This is a genomic window from Comamonas flocculans, assembly GCF_007954405.1.
Taxonomy (GTDB): domain Bacteria; phylum Pseudomonadota; class Gammaproteobacteria; order Burkholderiales; family Burkholderiaceae_C; genus Comamonas_C; species Comamonas_C flocculans.
The window spans coordinates 779130-797080 of the sequence record NZ_CP042344.1; the positions used below are offsets into that span (position 1 = coordinate 779130).

Annotated in this window: 14 protein-coding genes and 1 tRNA gene; 9 read left to right on the plus strand and 6 right to left on the minus strand. The window is 70.2% G+C overall.

Annotated elements, in window-relative coordinates; translation table 11 throughout:
• Position 1 precedes the first annotated feature (1 nt).
• The 3 genes from FOZ74_RS03865 (at position 2) to FOZ74_RS03875 (ending at position 2211) form a co-directional block, all read left to right on the plus strand.
• On the plus strand, positions 2-316 hold the full coding sequence (locus FOZ74_RS03865) for a hypothetical protein (protein ID WP_146911833.1): 315 nt from the start codon (positions 2-4) through the stop codon (positions 314-316).
• 40 nt (positions 317-356) lie between these two features.
• Positions 357-1313, plus strand: a complete 957-nt coding sequence (locus FOZ74_RS03870) for a homoserine kinase (RefSeq protein ID WP_146911834.1) — start codon at positions 357-359, stop codon at positions 1311-1313.
• 82 nt (positions 1314-1395) lie between these two features.
• The gene (locus FOZ74_RS03875; protein WP_146911835.1) at positions 1396-2211 is read left to right on the plus strand and encodes a BPSS1780 family membrane protein; all 816 of its coding nucleotides are present in this window, start codon (positions 1396-1398) and stop codon (positions 2209-2211) included.
• Here the strand turns inward: FOZ74_RS03875 and FOZ74_RS03880 are convergent, their stop codons facing one another.
• From FOZ74_RS03880 to FOZ74_RS03890, 3 genes are read right to left on the minus strand one after another with little or no spacing between them, the layout of a single operon-like run.
• Positions 2212-3780, minus strand: coding sequence for a GGDEF domain-containing protein (locus tag FOZ74_RS03880; protein ID WP_146911836.1), 1569 nt, complete (start codon positions 3778-3780; stop codon positions 2212-2214).
• Positions 3777-5156, minus strand: coding sequence for a chloride channel protein (locus FOZ74_RS03885; protein ID WP_146911837.1), 1380 nt, complete (start codon positions 5154-5156; stop codon positions 3777-3779). Before FOZ74_RS03885 ends, FOZ74_RS03880 begins: the two co-directional genes overlap by 4 nt.
• A 20-nt stretch (positions 5157-5176) precedes the next feature.
• Positions 5177-7561, minus strand: coding sequence for a UvrD-helicase domain-containing protein (locus FOZ74_RS03890; protein ID WP_146911838.1), 2385 nt, complete (start codon positions 7559-7561; stop codon positions 5177-5179).
• Positions 7562-7646: 85 nt separating this feature from the next.
• On the opposite strand from FOZ74_RS03890, the gene FOZ74_RS03895 reads away from it, so the two are divergent.
• Genes FOZ74_RS03895 through FOZ74_RS03905 form a run of 3 tightly spaced genes read left to right on the plus strand, consistent with a single transcriptional unit; the run spans position 7647 to position 10460 of the window.
• Positions 7647-8669 carry a YncE family protein gene (locus FOZ74_RS03895; RefSeq protein ID WP_146911839.1) on the plus strand — a complete coding sequence of 341 codons (1023 nt, stop codon included), beginning with the start codon at positions 7647-7649 and terminating at the stop codon, positions 8667-8669.
• A gap of 13 nt (positions 8670-8682) precedes the next feature.
• Positions 8683-9501 carry a polysaccharide deacetylase family protein gene (locus FOZ74_RS03900; protein ID WP_146911840.1) on the plus strand — a complete coding sequence of 273 codons (819 nt, stop codon included), beginning with the start codon at positions 8683-8685 and terminating at the stop codon, positions 9499-9501.
• 2 nt (positions 9502-9503) lie between these two features.
• Positions 9504-10460, plus strand: coding sequence for a sterol desaturase family protein (locus tag FOZ74_RS03905; RefSeq protein ID WP_146911841.1), 957 nt, complete (start codon positions 9504-9506; stop codon positions 10458-10460).
• Positions 10461-10475: 15 nt separating this feature from the next.
• Here FOZ74_RS03905 and FOZ74_RS03910 read toward each other — a convergent pair whose 3' ends face one another.
• Positions 10476-11540, minus strand: coding sequence for a tyrosinase family protein (locus FOZ74_RS03910; protein WP_186764651.1), 1065 nt, complete (start codon positions 11538-11540; stop codon positions 10476-10478).
• Positions 11541-12264: 724 nt separating this feature from the next.
• Between FOZ74_RS03910 and FOZ74_RS03915 the strand changes: the two genes are divergently transcribed.
• The 3 genes from FOZ74_RS03915 to FOZ74_RS03925 all read left to right on the plus strand — a co-directional run bounded on the left by FOZ74_RS03915 (position 12265) and on the right by FOZ74_RS03925 (position 14749).
• Positions 12265-13242, plus strand: coding sequence for a GMP reductase (locus tag FOZ74_RS03915; protein WP_146911843.1), 978 nt, complete (start codon positions 12265-12267; stop codon positions 13240-13242).
• A 64-nt stretch (positions 13243-13306) separates the two neighbouring features.
• Positions 13307-13382 (plus strand) — tRNA-Lys (locus FOZ74_RS03920).
• 134 nt (positions 13383-13516) lie between these two features.
• The gene (locus tag FOZ74_RS03925; RefSeq protein WP_146911844.1) at positions 13517-14749 is read left to right on the plus strand and encodes a multidrug effflux MFS transporter; all 1233 of its coding nucleotides are present in this window, start codon (positions 13517-13519) and stop codon (positions 14747-14749) included.
• A gap of 14 nt (positions 14750-14763) precedes the next feature.
• Here the strand turns inward: FOZ74_RS03925 and FOZ74_RS03930 are convergent, their stop codons facing one another.
• Complete coding sequence (locus FOZ74_RS03930) at positions 14764-16230, minus strand: sensor domain-containing diguanylate cyclase (RefSeq protein ID WP_146911845.1); 1467 nt, start codon at positions 16228-16230, stop codon at positions 14764-14766.
• 112 nt (positions 16231-16342) lie between these two features.
• Positions 16343-17941: a DEAD/DEAH box helicase gene (locus FOZ74_RS03935; protein WP_146911846.1), complete on the minus strand. Its 1599-nt coding sequence runs from the start codon at positions 17939-17941 to the stop codon at positions 16343-16345.
• Positions 17942-17951 lie beyond the last annotated feature (10 nt).

Genomic DNA, 17951 nt, shown 5'->3' on the forward strand with positions numbered 1-17951 from the left:
CATGCGCGCACCCCTTCTTCTCGCCCTCGCCTCCCTCGTCAGCACGGGCGTGCTGGCCCAGGCCAACAGCCAAAACACGGCCCAGCCCTTGCCGGCAGAGCGCCAGGCGCTCTCGCAAGAGGAGCAGGCGGGCATCGATCAGGGCCGGCGGGTGCAGCGCATCGTGATCGAGGACGAGGGCAGCCGCGTGGACGAGCTGCGCGTGGGCGGCGAAACCCGCTCCATCACCGTGCAGCCCAAGCTGGGGGGCGAGCTGCCCTCCTACCAGGTGCGCCCGAGCGATGGCGCGCGCCTGTGGAAGCTCGGCACCTTCTGAACCGCGCACTTGCCCGCTCCGGCTGCGCCGGACCCTTTCCATGGCCGTCTTCACCCCCGTCACCGAGTCTGAAGCCAGCGCACTGCTGCAGCGCCTGAGCCTGGGCACGCTGGTGGCGTTGCGCGGCATCGAAGGCGGCATAGAGAACACCAACTACTTTCTGACCAGCAGCAGCGGGCAGTACGTGCTCACGCTGTTCGAGCGCCTGGCGCACGAGCAGCTGCCCTTCTACCTCTACCTGATGAAGCACCTGGCGCAGGCCGGCATCCCCGTGCCCGACCCGCAGGGCGACGCGCAGGGCGACATCCTGTTCACCGTGTGCGGCAAGCCCGCGGCGCTGGCCACGCGGCTGTCGGGCAGCAGCCAGCTGGCGCCGGGCGAGCGCCACTGCGCCGCGCTCGGCGCGATGCTTGCGCGCATGCACCTGGCGGCACGCGACTACGAACGCGAGCAGCCCAATCTGCGCGGCCTGCCCTGGTGGAACGCCACCGCGCCCGAGGTGCTGCCGCATCTGGACGCCGCCCAGGCGCAGCTGCTGCAGTCCGAGCTGGCCTACCAGAACCACGTCGCCGAAAGCGCCGCCTACGCCGCGCTGCCGCGCGGGCCGGTGCATGCCGACCTGTTTCGCGACAACGCGATGTTCGAGGGCGAGGCGCTGACCGGCATCTTCGACTTCTACTTCGCCGGGGTCGACACCTGGCTGTTCGACCTGGCGGTGGCGCTCAACGACTGGTGCGTGGACCTGCCCACGGGGCGCCACGAGGCGGCGCGCTTTGAGGCGCTGCTCGGCGCCTACCAGGGCGTGCGCCCGCTCACCCGGCACGAGCGGGTGCTGCTGCCCGCGATGCTGCGCGCCGGGGCGCTGCGTTTCTGGATCTCGCGCCTGTGGGACTATTACCTGCCGCGCGACGCGCAGATGCTCAAGGCGCACGACCCTGCCCACTTCGAGCGCGTGCTGCGCGAGCGCGTCGCACACCCGCTGCGCCTGCAGGCCTAGAACCCACGCTCGTGCCACCACCACCGGCCGGGGACGGGCGCCGTGCGCTACAGTCTCCTGCGCCCCTGTTGCACCATCCCGCATGAAACTTCAACTCGTTCCCGCACGCACCGGCATCCTCTGGGTGCGCCTGGGCGTGCGCACCTTCTGGCGCCAGCCCATGGCGCTGACCGGCCTGTTCTTCCTGTGCATGGCCGCGATGTCGCTGGCCACGGTCTTGCCGCTCGTGGGCACGGCGCTGGCGCTGGCCCTGCTGCCCAGCGCCACGCTGGTGATGATGGTGGCCAGCGCCCACACCGAAGGCAGCAGCAGCCGGCTGGCCGCGCCGGCGCTGATGGTGTCGGCGCTGCGCAGCGCCCGCCAGCGCCTGCGCAGCATGGCGCTGCTGGGCCTGCTCTATGCGGCCGGCTTCCTGCTGCTGCTGGGCCTGTCGGCGCTGGTGGACGGGGGCGAATTCGCCGGCGTCTACCTGGGCGTGCGCCCGGTGACGCAGGAGCTGGCCGAATCCGGGCGCTTTCAGGCGGCGATGTGGCTGGCGGTGCTGCTCTACCTGCCGCTGTCGCTGCTGTTCTGGCATGCGCCGGCGCTGGTGCACTGGTGGGGCGTGGCGCCGGTCAAGGCCATGTTCTTCAGCGCCGTGGCCTGTCTGCGCAACATCGGCGCCTTCACCGTCTATGCGCTGGGCTGGGCGGGCCTGTTCATGGCCACCGGCATCGTCGTGAGCCTGGTGCTGACGGTGCTCAGCGAGCTGGGCATGGGCACCGGGCTCGCCGCCAGCGTGCTGGTGACCACCGCCATCGTGCTGGCCGCGATGTTCTTCAGCTCCATCGTCTTCAGCTTCCGCGACTGCTTCGAGCCCACGGCCCACCCGGCGGCAGGCCAGGACGGCGCCGCCTGATCAGGCGCGCAGCTCGCTGCCGTGCACGCGGTCGCGCCCGGCGCGCTTGGCCGCGTAGAGCTCGGCGTCGGCGCGCTCGAGCAGTTGCGCCGCGCCGGCCGGGCCGTCGATGAGCGTGGCGATGCCGAAGCTCAGCGTCAGCACCGGCCTGGGCGCGCTCGCATTGGGCAGTTGCAGCGTGCGCAGGTTCTCGCGGATGCGCTCGGCCACCTGGCGCGCCTCCTGCGCGCCGGTGTCGGGCAGCAGGCAGACAAACTCCTCTCCGCCGTAGCGCGCCGCGATGTCGGCCGGGCGCAGCACGCTCTGGCGGAGCACCCGGGCCACCGCGCGCAGGTAGTCGTCGCCCACCGCATGGCCGTAGTGGTCGTTGACGCACTTGAAGTGGTCTATGTCCATCATGATCACGCTCAGCGGCGCGCCGCTGCGCGAGCGCCGCTCGTGCTCGCGCGCCAGCGCGTGGTCGAACTCGCGCCGGTTGGTCAGGCCGGTGAGCCCGTCGGTCTGGCTCAGCTGCTGCAGCCGGCGGTGGCTGGCGGCCAGCACGCGCTGCTGCTGCAGGATGCGCTGGTTGCGCTCGGCCAGCTGGCGCATCAGGTAGCGGTAGCGGCGCAGCACCACGAAGAAGACGATGGCCAGCAGGCCCGCCAGCACCGCGCCCGCCCGCCAGTAGGTGCGCTGGCTGCGCTGGGCGACGTAGCGCTCGATGAACTGCTGCTCGGCATCCTCGTGCAGGTTGATCGAATCGCTCAGGTCCATGGCCTGCAGGTAGCGGTCAAAGACCCGCACCAGCAGTTCGTTGTCGGTCGAGGGGCTGAAGTAGAAGCCATAGCGCCGCGGCAGGTTGCGCAGCGTATGCACCACCTCCAGGTCGAAGTACTCGAGCTCGTAGCGCTTTTCCGCAAAGATCGCCTTGGGGTAGACGGCCACGTCGACGGCGCCCTCGCGCAGCGCGGCGAACAGCCCCCGGCTGTCGTTCTGGTCGAACAGCACCAGCTGCTCGGGCGGCATGAAGGCCTGCAGCACCGGCTCGAAGGCCACGCCCTTGACCAGCCCCACGCGCAGCTGGGCCAGGTCGCTCATGCCGTGGATCAGCAGGCGCGCGCTCTTGCGCCCTATGACCGCGTAATTGCTCTCGAAATAGGGCAGCGTGAACAGCCCGCGGGCCGCGCGTTGCGGCTCGGGGCTGAGCGACAGCAGCGCGTCGGCCTGGCCGGCCTGCACCCGGGCGATCTTTTGCGCCACGGTGTCGCCGCGGTCCGCTTCGACGCGGTAGTGCAGCCCGACCTGGCGGGCGATGAAGCACCAGGCGTCCATGCCCACGCCCGAGTAGCCTTGCGCCGCGTCGGCATCGCGGCGCGTCATTGGCGGCGCCTGTAGCGCCAGCACGGTGAGCGGCGCCCTGGCCACGATCGCGCTGCGCTCGGCTTCAGACAGCTCCACCGGACGCTTGAGGTGCACGCCCTCGCCGCAGGCCCAGGCGCTGGCCGCGGCCAGCGTGGTCGCCAGCAGCACCAGCGCCGCCGCGAGTTGGCGGGCGCCGCAGGCCCCGTGCCTTTGCCCGGCCCTCATGCGCCGCCCCCTGGGCGGCCCTGGTGCCAGCGCCTGAGCTGGCGCAAGCGGTCGCCCCACCAGCGCAGCAGGCCGTAGGACAGCTGCACCTTCTCGTCGCCCACCGGGGCGTTGGGCGAGGCCATGATCCAGGCCGACTTGGCATAGGCCAGGTGCTGCGCCGGGTAGACGCTGCGGTGCCCTATCACCAGATAGGCGGCCACGCAGGCGCCGGCCACATACCAGATCGAGCCCGCGCCGAACAACTCCACGCCCATGATGAGCGCGGCCAGCGGCGTGTTCGACGCCGCCGCCACCACCGCCACCAGCCCCACGGCCGCGCCCTGGGCCACCGCCAGCCCCAGCCAGGGCGCGCAGGCCGCGCCCGCCACCGCACCGATCACGAACTGCGGCGTGACGATGCCGCCGTAAAAGCCCGAGCCCAGCGTCAGCGCCACCAGCAGCGCCTTCCATAGGAAGCCCGAACCCGGCATGCCCTCGCCGGCCAGCGCGCGCTCCATCACCGGCAGCGACAGGCCCAGATAGTCGCCGGGCAGCACCAGCATCAGCAGCGCCAGCAGCACGCCGCCGACCATGGGCGCGAGCGGCGGCCACAAGCCGGTGCGCACGCGCAGCCACGCAAACACCGTGCGCACCGAGCGGCAGAGCTCGACGAAGACCAGCGCCGCCAGGCCGCAGAGCACGCCCACCAGCACGGTCTTGAGGAACAGCAGCAGCGTGAAATGCGCCTCGAAGGCGATGTGAAACTCCGGATAGGGCACGCCCCACCAGCGGCTCGTGACGAAGGCCGTGACCCCCGCGACGACGCCTGGGAAGAGAAAGTCGTGCCGCACGCGCCCTATCGCCAGCATCTCCACGCCGTAGATCGCCCCGGCGATGGGCGTGCCGAAGACGCTGGCAAAGCCCGCGCTCACGCCGCAGGCGACCAGCCGCTTTCTCAACTCGGCGTTCAGGCGCAGCACCTGGCCCACGCCCGCCGCCACGCTCGCGCCAATGTGCGAGCACGGCCCCTCCTTGCCGGCCGAGCCGCCGCAGCCCAGCGTGACGAGCGCCGCCACCGGCTTGACCCAGAGCGTGGCAAACGGCATGCGCCCGGCCTGCTCGTTGACCGCGACGATGGGCTCGTCGTGCAGCGGGCCGCGGCGCCTTTCCCAGGCGTAGTGCAGCAGCAGCCCGTTGGCCAGGCCTCCCAGGGGCAGCAGCAGCGCGAGCAGCCACCAGGGCGCGTCGTACAAATGCCCCTCGGTCTTGAACAAGGCGCCCAGAAACACGCTGCAGCCCGTGCCCACCAGCGCGCCCGTGGCCATGGCCAGCACCAGCCACTGCGCCACGGTGCCCAGCATCACCAGCGGCTCGAGCGGGGAGATGCGGCGCATGCGCGGGCCGGGCTCGGGCCTCATTCGACCAGCGTGAGCTTGGCGATCGCCAGCGCCAGCCACTTGGTGCCGTGGCGGGTGAACGCCACCTGGGCGCGCGCGTCCTCGCCCTGCCCCTCGATGGCCAGCACCCGGCCCTCGCCGAACTTGGTGTGAAACACCTGCGCCCCCTGCGTGATGCCGTGCGCCGGCGCCTCCTTGCGCGCCGGCAGACCGGCGCTGCCCAGGCTGGAATAATCCAGGTCAAATCCGCCTGAAACCCTTGACTGGCGTTCGCTATAAGCTCTGTAATCAGTAGCAAAAGAGCCTGCTGACCGGCGCTGCGGCGTGAGGTGCTTGAGCGCGCCCTCGGGCAGTTCGTCGAAGAAGCGGCTGGCCATGTTGTAGCGCGTCTGCCCGTGCAGCATGCGCACCTGGGCGTGGCTCAGGTACAGGCGCTTTCTGGCGCGGGTGATCGCCACGTACATCAGGCGGCGCTCTTCCTCCAGGCCGCCCTGGTCGGCCATCGCGTTCTCGTGCGGAAACAACCCCTCTTCCAGGCCGCAGATGAAGACCGCGTCGAACTCCAGGCCCTTGCTGGCGTGCACCGTCATGAGCTGCACCGCATCCTGCCCGGCCTGGGCCTGGTTGTCGCCCGCCTCCAGCGCCGCGTGCGTGAGGAAGGCCACCAGCGGCGACAGCGTCTCGCCCGCGGCCGCGTCCAGCTGCGGCCCGCCCATGGGCGCGTCGGGGTCCACACCCTGGCTGACCGGGCTTTGCGTGAGCGCCGCGGTCTCATCCACCGGCAGCGCCACCGCGTCGCGCCCGAAGCCTTCCTGCATCACGAAGCTCTCGGCCGCGCTCACCAGCTCCTTGAGGTTGTCCAGGCGGTCCTCGCCCTCCTTGTCCTGGCGGTAGTGCCCGGCCAGGCCGCTGCCTTCGACCACCTGCTCGATGATGGCGCGCAGGCTCTGGCCGCTGCTCCTCTCGCGCATCACCTCGACCAGCGCGACGAAGCCGCCGAGCTTGGTGCCGGCGCTGCCGCCCACGCTGCTGACCGCGTCCCACAGCGAGCAGCCGGCGGCGCGCGCCGCGTCCTGCAGCACCTCCAGCGTGCGCGCGCCGATGCCGCGCGGCGGAAAGTTCACCACGCGGGCAAAGCTGGTGTCGTCGTGCGGGTTCTCCAGCAGGCGCAGGTAGGCGAGCGCGTGCTTGATCTCGGCGCGCTCGAAAAAGCGCAGTCCGCCATAGACGCGGTAGGGCACGCCGGCGTTGAACAACTGCGACTCGAGCGCGCGGCTTTGCGCGTTGCTGCGGTAGAGCACCGCGATGTGCTGGCGCGCCATGCCGTCGGCGGCCAGCTGGCGGATCTCGTCGACCAGCCAGCGCGCCTCCATCAGGTCGCTCTCGGCCTCGTGAATGCGCACCGGCTCGCCCGGCCCGCGGGCGGTGCGCAGGTTCTTGCCCAGGCGCCGGCTGTTGTGCGCGATCAGGGCGTTGGCGCTGTCCAGGATGTTGGAGCAGGAGCGGTAGTTCTCTTCCAGCTTGATCTGCTGCCCCACGGCGAACTCGCGCACGAAGTCCTGCATGTTGCCCACGCGGGCGCCGCGAAAGGCGTAGATGCTCTGATCGTCGTCGCCCACCGCCATCACGCTGCCCCGGGGCGTGAACTGCCCGTCCACCACGTCGCCCGCCAGCTGCTTGAGCCACAGGTACTGCAGGCGGTTGGTGTCCTGGAATTCGTCCACCAGGATGTGCGCAAAGCGCCGCTGGTAGTGCGCGCGCACCGGCGCGTGGTCCCTGAGCAGCTCGTAGGAGCGCAGCAGCAGCTCGGCAAAATCGACCACGCCCTCGCGCTGGCACTGCGCCTCGTACAGGCGGTACAGCTCCACGCGCTGGCGGGTTTCGTCGTTGGGCGCGGGCACCGCGTCGGGGCGCAGGCCCTCTTCCTTGCAGCCGTTGATGAACCAGGCTACCTGCCTGGGCGGATGGTGCTCTTCGTCCACCTGATGGGCCTTGAGCAGGCGCTTGACGGCCGAGAGCTGGTCCTGCGCGTCCAGGATCTGGAAGGTCTGGGGCAGCCCGACCAGCTTGTGGTGGGCGCGCAGCATGCGGTTGCACAGCCCGTGGAACGTGCCTATCCACATGCCGCGCACGCTGATGGGCAGCATGGCGGACAGGCGCGTGAGCATCTCCTTGGCCGCCTTGTTGGTGAAGGTCACGGCCAGGATTTCGCCGGGCGCGGCCTGGCCGGTCTGCAGCAGCCAGGCGATGCGCGTGGTCAGCACCCGGGTCTTGCCCGAGCCGGCCCCGGCCAGGATCAGGGCATGGCCCGCGGGCAGGGTCACGGCGGCACGTTGTTCGGGGTTCAGGTGCGCCAGCAGCGGCATCTGGGCGCCGGCGGCGGCGCGGTCTTGGGCAAGCATGCCGCATTGTAGAAAGCCGCCCGGGAGCGAGCGCGCGGGAGTAGACTCGCGCGCCGCAACCGCTGCACACGGCCCCGAGCATTCCATGCCAGCACCCGCATTCCCCGCTGCACCCGCCTGGTCGCGCCGCAGCTTTCTTGCTTCCGGCCTGGCACTGGCCGCCGCCGGCCCCGCCCCGGCGCAGGCCACGGCGCCACGCACGCCGGTGCTGGTGCTGAACTCGCAAAGCGGCTCGGTCAGCGTGATCGACCCCGGCCGCTGGGTGGAGGAGCGGCGCATCGCCACCGGCCGCGAGCCGCACCACCTGTACATGACGCCGGACGAAAGGTCGGTCATCGTGGCCAACGCCGGCAGCGACTCGCTCACCTTCATCGACCCGCGCACGGCCCAGGTGCAGCGCCAGATCAGCGGCATCCTCGACCCCTACCACCTGCGCTTTTCGCCGGACATGCGCTGGTTCGTCACCGCGGCCAACCGGCTCAACCACATCGACCTCTACCACTGGGACGGCGAGAACCCCGCGCTGGTGCAGCGCATCCCCACCGGGCGCACGCCCAGCCATTTGTGGATCGACGCCGCCAGCACCACGCTGTGGGCCAGCATGCAGGACAGCGACGAGCTGGTGGCGATCGACCTGGCCACGCAGCGGCTGAGCTACCGCGTGCCCACCGGGCGCACGCCGGCCGACGTCTTCGGCACCCCCGACGGCCGCCACCTGCTGGTGGGCCTGACCGGCGCCAGCGGCGTGCAGGTGTTCGAGCTCGCCGCCGGCCAGCAGGCCCGCGCGGTCGGCGAGATCGCCACCGGCAAGGGCGCGCACGCCTTTCGCGCGCTGGGCGACGCCCGCCACGTGCTGGTGAGCAACCGCGTGGCCAACACCATCAGCCAGATCGACTGCAGCGCGCTCAGGGCGGTGGCGCAGTTCCCCGCGCCCTCCGGCCCCGACTGCATGGACGTATCGCGCGACGGGTCGCTCATCATGGTCGGCTCGCGCTGGGCCGGCCGGCTCACGCTGATCGACGTGGCGCGCCGCGCCGTCCTCACCCAGGTCAAGGTGGGCAAGTCGCCGCACGGCGTCTGGACGCTGGACCACGCCGCGCGCAGCTGAAGCGAGGCCGGGCATGCACCGCAGGAATGCTCTCTCCGTGATAGCTGCTGGCGCTTGCCCCATAAGCGCTGCAGCCCGAAAACATGCTGAAGATGGCGACAAGGCCATCTACCTGAGCTTCGACACCGGCCACATGGGCATCGCGCCCTTCGTGGCCGAGGTGCTGCGGCGCCAGCAGGTGCCGGTCACCTTCTTCGCCGCCCACGAGCGCACGCAGCAGGGCGACGGCTGCCTGGGCGAATACTGGGCGCCGTGGTGGCGCGAGCGCGCGCGCGAAGGCCATGCCTTCGCCTCGCACACCTGGCAGCACGCCGTCTGGCGCGCCGACCTGCCGCCGGCGCACGGCCAGCCGCGCTTTCGCATCCAGCCCGGCGCCGGCCCGCACGCCGGCCAGCGCCTGGTCTGGAGCGCGCGCGAGTACTGCGCCGACATCCGCCGCGCGGCCGAGCGCCTGGCCGAGCTCACCGGCGTGGCCGCGCTGGCGCTGTACCGCGCGCCCGGCGGCAAGACCTCGCCCGCGCTGCTGGCCGCCGCCGCGCGCTGCGGCTACCGCCACGTGGGCTGGTCGCGCGCTGGCTTTCTGGGCGACGAGCTGCCCAGCGAGCGCTATCCGAACGATGCGCTGCTCGCGCAGGCCCTGCGCGACGTTCGCCCGGGCGACATCCTGCTGGCGCACCTGGGCATCTGGTCGCGCAAGGATCCCTGGGCGCCGGCGGTGCTCGAACCCCTGATCTCCGGCCTGAAGGCGCGCGGGCTGCGCTTTCGCACGCTGCGCGAGCACCCCGAGCACGCACCCTGGATCGCCGCCCATGCGGGCGCCGGCGCCGCCTGAACATGCCGCCCCTCACCGACTGGTTTGCCAGCGCCCAGCAGTGGCTGTTTGAAGCGTTCATCCAGCCGCTGGCCTTCACGCTCGGGCAGGCGGGGCTGATCGAAGACGGCTTCGTCGCCACCGGCTGGCTGCTCGCCGGGCTGCTGCAGATCGCCGTGCTGGTGCTGCTCATCGGCCCGGCGCAAAGGCGCTGGCCGGTGCAGGAGCTGAGCGACCGCGCGGCGGTGCGCGTGGACATCCTCTACACCCTGGTGCACCGCCTGGGCCTGTTCAAGCTCGCCATGTTCTTCACGCTGGAGAGCTGGCTCGCCGACGCCATCGGCCGGCTGCGCGCCCACGGCCTGCCCACGCTGCAGCTGGACGGGCTGTGGCCCGGCGTGAGCGACCGGGCGCTGGTGAGCTTTTGCCTCTACCTGGTGGTGTTCGACTTCATCGGCTACCTGGTGCACCGCGCGCAGCACCAGTGGAACTGGTGGTGGCAGCTGCACGCCGTGCACCACAGCCAGCGCCAGATGACGATGTGGAGCGACGCGCGCAACCACCTGCTGGACAGCGCGCTGACCGACGCCATCTTCGTCTGCGCGGCCATCCTGATCGGCGTCGCGCCCTCGCAGTTCGTGCTGCTGGTGGCGGCCACCCAGCTCATGCAGAGCCTGCAGCATGCCAACCTGCGCCTGGGCTTTGGCCGCATCGGCGAGCGCCTGGCGGTGAGCCCGCGCTTTCACCGGCGCCACCACGCCGTCGGCATCGGCCACGAGGCGGGCGCGCGCGGGCGCCTCAAGGGCGTGAACTTCGGCGTGCTGTTTCCGTGGTGGGACAGCCTGCTGGGCTCGGCCGACTACGCCGGGCGGTTCGAAGCCACCGGCATCCGCGACCAGGTGCAAGCCGGGCGCGACTACGGCCGCGGCTTCTGGGACCAGCAGTGGCTGGCGCTCAAACGCGTGGCGCGCCGGGGCTGAGCGCGCCGGCGCGGCTCAGCCGGCGGCGTAGCGCACGCCCGAATGCGCGGCCAGGTCCAGCACCGAATCGATGCGGACGTCGCCCGACAACAGGTCCAGGCTGGCGCCGCTGCCGACATGGGCGTCTTCGGCGCTGCTCGGGTAGCTGGCGCCCGCATGGGCGTCCTGCCACAGCGCCCACAGGCGGTCCACGTTGGCATGGTGCAGGAAGAACACCGGATCGTTGGGCGAGGTGCCCGTCGCCATCTGCCCGCCGATCATCGCGTGCACCGGGTTGTGCAGCACCAGCTCCAGGTATTTGCGCATGCTCTGCTCTATCCAGCTCTGACGGTTTTCCAGATGCTCCAGGGGCGTCAGCATGCTCTCCATGTAGGGCGCGGCGTCGTAGTCGGCGTAGGCCAGCAGACGGCTGCGCGGCTCGCGCGCCATGTAGTCGTCGATGACTTGCATGCTGTCGGCGTCCAGCCCCTCGAAGGAAAAGCGCCGCGTCAGGCCGCGCCGGCTCAGCGGCGCGGAGTTGATGTCGGCAATGCCGTCGCCGTCCGAATCGGCAAACTCGTCGGGCGTCTCGTCAAAGTACGCGCCCATGGGCCACAGCCCTTCGCGGAACATGCCGCTCTTGACGATGAAGCGGTCGGCCGCGTCGCCGTTGCCCCCGAGGAAGTCGTCCGTGAAGATGGCGCGCCAGCTGCCCTGCTGCTGCCAGTCCCAGTAGGGCAAGGCCATCTGCGCATCGCCCGACACGCGCTGCAGCTCGCGCTCAAAGCGCAGCAGAAACTCACGGTGCCAAGGCAGGAAGGACGCGCTCATGTGCGCGTTGTAGTGCGTGGGGTCCTGCGCAGAGGGAAACGCCCGCCCGTGCAGCTGCACGAAGTAGTCGTAGGCGTTGACCGCCGGGTCGTACGCCGAAGGCAGGCGCTTCATCGCATGCAGCGTCTGCACGTAGCGCTCGCGCTCGGCGTTCGAGAGCTGCAGCACGTCGGGGCGCACGCGCAGCAGCGCCTCGCTGCCCCCGCCGCATCCGGCCAGGGTGCTTGCCAGCAGGCCGGCGCCTGCATACAAAAAGTGTCGTCGCTGCATCGGCGGCTTTCCAGGAAAAAGTGGGATGAAAGATGGGGTGCCGCGCAAATGTAAACGCACCAGGCTTTGCAAGACCGGCCCGGATTCGTCGCCAGCCCCGTGACGGCCAGACACCGGCCTGACCCCTGCGCTGCACCAGACCATTGCCGAGCCGGCCGAAAAGACCGACGCCCACGGGAAGCGCCTGCCCGACCAGGACTCCTTCCCCCTTTGGGGGAAGGCCGGGATGGGGGCCGGCACGGGCGCGGCGCCCAAAGAGGCGCCGGCCCCCACCCCAACCCCCCCCTAAGGGGGAGGGAGCAAGACACCCCACCCTCGCCGGCCTGGTGCGCTGGCTGCGCCCCCTGGTTTCAGAATCCGCAGAAATTGCTTCAATCCGAGGAGCTGCTTGCGCAGTCAGGGAAAGCGCCAGATGCCGATTTGAATGATGAAAAATCGCTATAATAGTAATAGCACAGCCCCGGGCCGCGGCCGGCCCGTGGCGCTGGCGCCGGGGCTGCAGGCCTGGGGCGCCTGAGGCGGCGGCCAGCAGGCCTCTGGCACGCAAGCCGGTACAATCAGGCACCGGGCCCAAGTTTCTTGACGCCCGGTTTTTTTGCGCCCGCGCAAGCGGGGTCCGATGCCGCCGCACGCGCCGGCGCATCCGCGAAACCGGTCTTCAGGCCAAGCGCCCCACGCGGCTGAAATCACTTGGCCGCGCCTTTTCACAGGAGCTTGGAACCTCATGGAAATCTTCGACTACGACAACATCCTGCTGCTGCCGCGCAAGTGCCGCGTGCAAAGCCGCTCGGAATGCGACACCAGCATGGAGCTGGGCGGGCGGCGCTTTCTCCTGCCGGTCGTGCCGGCCAACATGAAAACCGTGGTGGACGAGGGCATCTGCAGCTGGCTGGCGCAAAACGGTTACTTCTACGTCATGCACCGCTTCGATCTGGACAATGTGCAGTTCGTGCGCGACATGCATGCCAAGGGCTGCTACGCCTCGATCTCGCTCGGCGTCAAGCAGGCCGACCGCGACACCGTGGACCGCTTCAAGGCCGAGGGCCTCACGCCCGAGTACGTCACCATCGACATCGCCCACGGCCACGCCGACAGCGTGCGCGAGATGATCGGCTACCTCAAGGAGCACCTGCCCCGGACCTTCGTGATCGCCGGCAACGTGGGCACGCCCGAAGCGGTGATCGACCTGGAAAACTGGGGCGCCGACGCGACCAAGGTAGGCATAGGCCCGGGCAAGGTCTGCATCACCAAGCTGAAAACCGGCTTTGGCACCGGCGGCTGGCAACTGAGCGCGCTGAAGTGGTGCGCGCGCGTGGCGACCAAGCCGATCATTGCCGACGGCGGCATCCGCAGCCACGGCGACATCGCCAAGAGCATCCGCTTCGGCGCGACCATGGTCATGGTCGGCTCGCTGTTCGCGGGCCACGAGGAATCACCGGGCAAGACGGTGGAGGTGGACGGGCAGCTGTACAAGGAGTACTACGGCTCGGCCAGCGACTTCAACAAGGGCGAATACCGCCACGTGGAAGGCAAGCGCATCCTGGAGCCGATCAAGGGCCGGCTGGCCGACACGCTGACCGAGATGGAGCAGGACATCCAGAGCTCGATCAGCTATGCGGGCGGCAAGAAGCTGCTGGACATCCGCAAGGTCAACTACGTGATCCTGGGCGGCAACAACGCGGTGGAGCACTTGCTGATGTAGCGAGAAAACTTCCCGTTGCGGTCCGAAATTGGTGCATAATCGTGCGCTCGGCGTTTGACGCTCAGGGCTCTTAGCTCAGTTGGTAGAGCAGCGGACTCTTAATCCGTTTGTCGTAGGTTCGATCCCTACAGGGCCCACCAGAACACTTCTTTGAACCCGCCAGGCGCGCATGCGTGGCGGGTTTTTCGTTTCCCGCGCGCCAAAAGACAAACGCCTGCAGGCAAGGTACAAAGCAGGCGATGCGCCGCCCGCGCCGCGGCCAGGAATTCCAACCATGCAAGACCATTCCGCCACTGTGCCCTGGCGCGGCCCGCTGTGGGCCATGTCCATCCTGCTCGCGCTGCTGGGCATGCTCGGGCCGTTTGCCATCGACACCTATCTGCCGGCGTTTCCGGCCATCGCCCGCGGGCTGGACGCCACGCCGCTGCAGATGCAGCAGACGCTGTCGGCCTACCTCTTCGCCTTCGCCTTCATGGCGCTGTTCCATGGCTCGCTCTCGGACAGCTTCGGGCGCCGCCCGGTGGTGCTCTGGGGGCTGTCCATGTTCACGCTGGCCTCGGCCGGTTGCGCGCTCGCGCCGACCACCGGCTGGCTGATCTTCTTTCGCACGGTGCAGGGGCTGTCGGCCGGCGGCGGCATCGTGGTTTCGCGCGCGGTCATTCGCGACCTGTTTCCGCCGGCGCAGGCCCAGCGCGTGATGAGCCAGGTGACCATCTTCTTCGGCGTGGCACCGGCCATTGCCCCCATGGTGGGCGGCTGGCTGTCGGAGCACCTGCCCTGGCAGAGCGTGTTCTGGTTCCTCACCGGCGTGGGCGCGACGCTGCTGCTGACCATCTGGCGCGCCCTGCCCGAATCGCTGCCCGGGCACAAGCGCCAGCCGCTGCGCCTGATGCATCTGCTGCAGGGCTACGGGAGCCTGATCAGCAACCCGCGCTTCATCCTGCTGGCGCTGGCCAGCGGCGTGCCCTTCAACGGCATGTTCCTGTACGTGCTGGCGGCGCCGGCTTTCCTCGGGCAGCACCTGCAGCTGCAGCCGGGGCAGTTCTTCTGGTTCTTCATGATCAACATCTGCGGCATCATGGGCGGCGCCTGGGTCAGCGGGCGCATGGCCGGGCGCGTGGCGCCCAAGCGCCAGATCCGGCACGGCTTCGTGATCATGGTGACGATCAGCGTGGTCAACCTGGGCGCCAACCTGCTGCTGGCGCCCAGCGTCTGGTGGGCGATGCTGCCCATAGGCATCTATTCCTTCGGCTGGGCGCTGATGGTGCCGGTGGTGACGCTGCTGGTGCTCGACCTCGTGCCCTCGCGCCGCGGCATGGCCTCGTCGCTGCAGATGTTTGTCGGCTCTACCGCCAATGGCTTCGTCGCCGGCGTGGTGGCGCCGCTGGCGATGCATTCCACCGCCTGGCTGGCTTTTGCCTCGCTGCTGCTGATGAGCATAGGCCTGGCGGCCTGGGTCTACCTGCACCGGCGCTGGCCGGAGCTGGGGCGCCACATTACCGGTTAGCGCCGGCGCGCCTCTCAGTCGCGGCGCCGGTCGGCGCCTGCCGCCTCGTAGTAGCGCTGCTTGGCCGCATACATGGAGCGGTCGGCGCGGTGGGTCACCGCTTCCAGCGATTCGCCCTCGCGTGCCACCGCCATGCCCATGGCAAAGCTCAGAGACTGGCCCGGGTAGTACTGGTTGCTCAAGTCCTGCAGGCTGGCCAGGCGCTCCATCAGGGCCTGGCCAGCGTGCTCGTCGGCGTCGGGCAGCAGCACGCAGAATTCGTCGCCGCCGATGCGCGCGGCGCAGCCGGCCAGGCCGTCCACCGCCTTGGCCAGGACCTCGCCGGCGCGGCGCAGCACCGCGTCGCCGGCGGCGTGGCCCTGCTCGTCGTTGACCACCTTCAGGCCGTTGAGGTCCACCACGATGACCGCCACGGGCCAGGGCCCCTTGCGCGTCAGGCGGTTGAGCTCCTCGATGTAGTAGGCCCGGTTGCGCAGGCCCGTCAGCACGTCGTGCTTGCCCAGGTATTCGAGGTAGGCCTCGGCCTTCTTGCGCGCGGTGATGTCCACCAGCGACAGCAGCACCAGGCTCCAGTCGCGGCGGTGGTCTTCCTGCACCACGAACTGCATGTGGATGCTCAGCGGCGAGCCCGCCAGCGTGTAGTTGACCACCTCGCGCTGCTGCTGCAGGCGGCCTTCCCAGAGGTCGATCAGCTGCTCGGCAAACGAGTCGAGCATCTCGCCCTGGAAGATCTTGTGCAGGCCCGCGAGCAGCACCTGGCGGCTGGGCGCGCCGAACATCGCCAGCGTCGCCCGGTTGACGTCGATCACGCGAATCTCGCGCATGCACTGGTCGATGAATTCGGGGTGCACCTTGAGGAAGGTCTTGAGGTCCACGATGCCGCGTTCGCGGATCTGGTCGAGCAGCTGCTTGACCGCGCTGAAGTCCTCCACCCAGAGCGAGACCGGCGAATGCTCGAACAGCAGCCGCGCCTGGCGCTCGCTTTCCTGCAGGAGGCGGCGCGCCTGCTGCTCCCGGGTGTTGTCTTCGAGCGAAATCAGCACCCGGTCCCAGCTCGATTCGTGCCCCGGCAGGATGCGCCCGCGGATGTGGACGTCGAGCCTGCGCCCGTCGAGCGCGTAGTTCACCGTCTGGTTGGCGAACTCCTGCGCGCCCTCCCAGAGCTGGCAGACCTCGTCGAGCACGTTCTCCAGCATGTCGTCGCGAAACACCCGGTGCAGCGAACCGACGAGCGTCTGCTGGTCGGGCGCGCCGAACAGCGCCAGCGAGCGCTGGTTGACCTTGAGCACACGGATCGCGCGCCCGTATTCGCTGACCCGCTCGGGCTCTTCACGCAGGAAGGCGCGCACGTCGCTGACGCCCTGCGCGCGCCAGCGCTGCAGCAGCGCGCGCACCGCGCTGAAATCCTCCAGCCACAGGGAGACCGGGGCGAGGTCGAACATGGCTTCGAAGTCGGCGGAAGACGAGGGTGCTGCGGACATGGCTTTCTCCGGACAGGAAGCCATTATTGGCGAGAAGGCCGGCCCGAAATGAAAAAAAAGACCGGCCACCGCGCTGCGGTGCCGGCCTTGTCCGGTGGGGCCTGGAGCGCGCTCAGCGCATGCCGCGCGAACGCGGTGCCCCCGCGCTCAGCGGACGCGCCGCACGCCCCGGCGCCGGACCGCGGCGGGCTTCGCCCTGGCCCCGTCCCTGGCCGCCAAAGCCGGCCCTGGGGCCGGGCTGCCCCTCGCGGCGGTAGGCGCCGCCGCCCTCGCGGCGCGCGCCGAAGCCCGGACGCGCGCCCCCGCCGTGGCCGCGGCCGGCACCGCCCGGGCGCGCCGCGCGCATCGGCTGGGGCGGGCGCTGGGTGGGCTCCAGGCCCGGCACCACGGCGGTGGCCAGGGGCTGGCGCGTGAAGGCCTCGATGTCGAAGATGCGGCGGCGGTCGCGGAATTCGGCAAAGGTCACGGCCAGACCCTGGCGCCCCGCGCGGCCGGTGCGGCCGATGCGGTGGGTGTAGTCCTCGGCCTTCATCGGCAGGCCGAAGTTGAACACGTGGGTGATGGTGGGCACGTCGATGCCGCGCGCGGCCACGTCGGTGGCCACGAGGATCTGCACCTGGCCGCGGCGCAGCGCCATCAGCCGGCGGTTGCGCAGGCCCTGGCTGAGCGCGCCGTGCAGCGCCACGGCGGAAAAGCCGGCCTGCTGCAGGTCGTGCGCCAGCTCGTCGCACTCGATCTGGGTGCTGGCGAAGACGATGGCCTGGTCGATCTCGGCGTCACGCAGCCAGTGGTCGAGCAGCGCGCGCTTGTGCCGGGGGTTGTCGGCCCAGTAGAGCACCTGCTTGATGTTCTCGTGCTTTTCCTGCGGCGAGTCGATCTGGATGCGCTGCACGCCGGTGCCGCCCTCGTGCATCACGCGCATGGCCAGTTGCTGGATGCGCGGCGCGAAGGTGGCCGAGAACATCATGGTCTGGCGCCGGTGCGCGGTGAGGCGGTGGATTTCGGCCAGGTCGTCGGCAAAACCGAGGTCGAGCATGCGGTCGGCCTCGTCGACGACGAGGAACTGCACCTCTTCGAGCCTGATCTGGCCCGAGCGCTGCAGGTCCAGCAGGCGCCCGGGCGTGGCCACCACGAGGCTGGCGTTCTGCAGCTGCGCGATCTGGCGCTGGTAAGGCATGCCGCCCACCACGCTGGCGATGCGCAGCCCCTTGCAGTGGCGCACCAGGTCGATGGCGTCGTGCGCCACCTGCTGCGCGAGTTCGCGCGTGGGGCACAGCACCAGCGCGCCGGGGACGGCGGGCTCGAAGTGGCGCGCCAGCAGCGGGTTCTTGCGCTTGGGGCGCTTCGGGGCCGGCTTGCCCTGGGCTTCGGCCTCGGCGCAGGCGCGCTCGAAGGCGGCGCGCTCCGCGGCCTTGGCCTGCTCCTGCTGCAGCTGCAGGGTGTGCAGCACGGGCAGCAGAAAGGCCGCGGTCTTGCCGCTGCCGGTCTGGCTGGAGACCATGAGGTCGATGAAGCCCGCGTGGTCCGCGCCCTGGCCCATGGCCAGCGGAATGGCGCGCGTCTGCACCGCCGTGGGCTGGGTGTAGCCCATGTCGGTGACGGCCTGCAGCAGCTCGGGCACGAGGCCCATGGCGGCAAAGCCGCTTTCGGGCGCGCAGGAAGAGAGGGGCGCGGACGCGTCAGCGCCCGCTGTGGAAACGGTATGGGTCATGCTGTATGGG